The organism is Caballeronia terrestris, from assembly GCF_001544515.1.
GTDB lineage: Bacteria > Pseudomonadota > Gammaproteobacteria > Burkholderiales > Burkholderiaceae > Caballeronia > Caballeronia terrestris.
On sequence record NZ_FCOL02000327.1, the window covers coordinates 1 to 1,886 of the forward strand.

The 1,886-nt window shown below is 55.7% G+C and carries 1 protein-coding gene; it reads left to right on the forward strand.

What is annotated here, in order from left to right; translation table 11 throughout:
* Positions 1–514: 514 nt before the first annotated feature.
* A complete protein-coding gene (locus tag AWB67_RS37095; protein WP_159965149.1) occupies positions 515–1,666 on the forward strand; it encodes an HAF repeat-containing protein in 1,152 nt (383 codons plus the stop codon).
* Positions 1,667–1,886: the final 220 nt, after the last annotated feature.

Here is a 1,886-nt window from a genome sequence, read left to right on the forward strand (position 1 = left end):
TGACCTCGCTGCCGTCAACGAACGACTATCGGAATTTGAGTTCTGAACGGTCGGCGCGGCCTCTGCATGACGCTTACGGACACTCGGGCATCTGCCTGACAAAAGAGCCTTCAACGGAGGTCGCTCTGCGACCCGTTTCGGCCACTCCGCCCACGATCACACCAACGGGCTGCTTCCAATGTCCAACCGTTGCGCAGACGGTTTGGAGACCAACCTTGTATGCCTGTCAGGTGCGATCTAAGCTAATACAGTGACCTACGTCAACGTTCCGCGGCCCAGGCAGAGTCCAATGGCTTGAGATTGCAGTCAAACATCAGGCCCGTGTCGCCGCAAGACGCGCACGGGTTCGTTGGCAGGGACTTCTATTCCAAACGGAGGCAGACGTGCGTCAAGGTGCGACTGTGCAAGCGGCCCTGCCTTTGCGGTCGCGCTCCTCTGTCTTCCCCTATACCGTCCGATGATCGCGTGCGTGCTTCAGAGCTTCTTCGCCACGCGACGCGCTCAAGGAAGCATCATGCAAAATTCATCTGTTTCGAGTCGTTCCCTTTTAAACTTCGCGGTCGCCATCTCACTGGCGGGGTTCCTGGTGGCTTGCGGTGGTGACAACTCATCGACACCGACTGCATCAGCCAGGTCTATCGACACAACAGCTCCTTCGGCTTCCGCTTCTAAGGTAAAAGCAACGACCTTGTACAAAGTTACAGACCTTGGCACTCTTGGCGGAACGGACAGCGTTGCCGCTGGCATCAACGATGCTGGACAGGTAGCCGGAACTAGCTTAACCGCGAGCAATGTTTACCATGCCACACTTTGGAATGGCACTACCGCGACCGACTTGGGCACCCTCGGTGGAACAGAGAGCTTCGCTTTTTCCATCAACAAGGCCGGGCACGTGGTTGGGATGAGCTTCACCGCAAGTAATGCTAATCACGCATTCATTTGGAACGGCACCTCCATCACTGATTTGGGTACTCTCGGCTCGCTCAGTGGTAACTCCAGTGAGGCCTCTCGTATCAATAAATCAGGACAAGTAGTGGGAAGTGGCTTCTTCGCAGGCAACGCCAGCAGTGGCCCCGGCTATCACGCAGTTTTATGGAACGGCACGAGCCTCACTGATCTTGGTACCTCTGGTGGGTCAAATAGTTATGCTAGGGGTATTAACGATGCCGGACAGGTAGTCGGTACCAGCAGCGTGGTCGGCAACACATACCACGCCACGCTCTGGAATGGTACTACCCCAATCGACTTGGGCACCCTCGGCGGGATGGAGAGCACTGCCATCGCTATCAACAAGGGCGGGCAGATAGTTGGGTCTAGCCTTACCGTAGGCAACGCCGCTACTCATGCGACCATATGGAATGGTCAAAGAGCAACTGACTTGGGGACACTCGCCGGAAATTACAGTGTCGCTATCGACATCAATAAATCGGGTCAAATAGTCGGGCAGAGTAACATCAACGCGAGCGGCGCATACCACGCGACGATCTGGAACGGCACCACCCTTACTGACCTCAACACGGTTCTTGATGGCAGTGGCGCAGGCGTCACGCTCCTTTATGCATACGCCATCAACGATTCAGGGAAGATTGTGGGAGGTATGACTATTAATAACCAGAATGTCAGGCACGCGTTCTTATTAACGCCAACCAACGGTAACGGAAAGTGATGATTCGACGCGTGAAAGTTTCTCGGGCCTGCGTCGCATTGCCGGCCCAAACGAAGGGCCGCTCACCTCGCACGAAGGTCAGCTGTCTGGGTAGAGCCGACGCCTAAATGTCGGCGCGACGGCCCCGGCGAATGGCGTTTCATGGCCCAGACCGTGTCAAAACGCCATTTTGGCGCGGTAAAATAGCTCATCCGATAGCGAAGGATGAGCGAGATGAAGC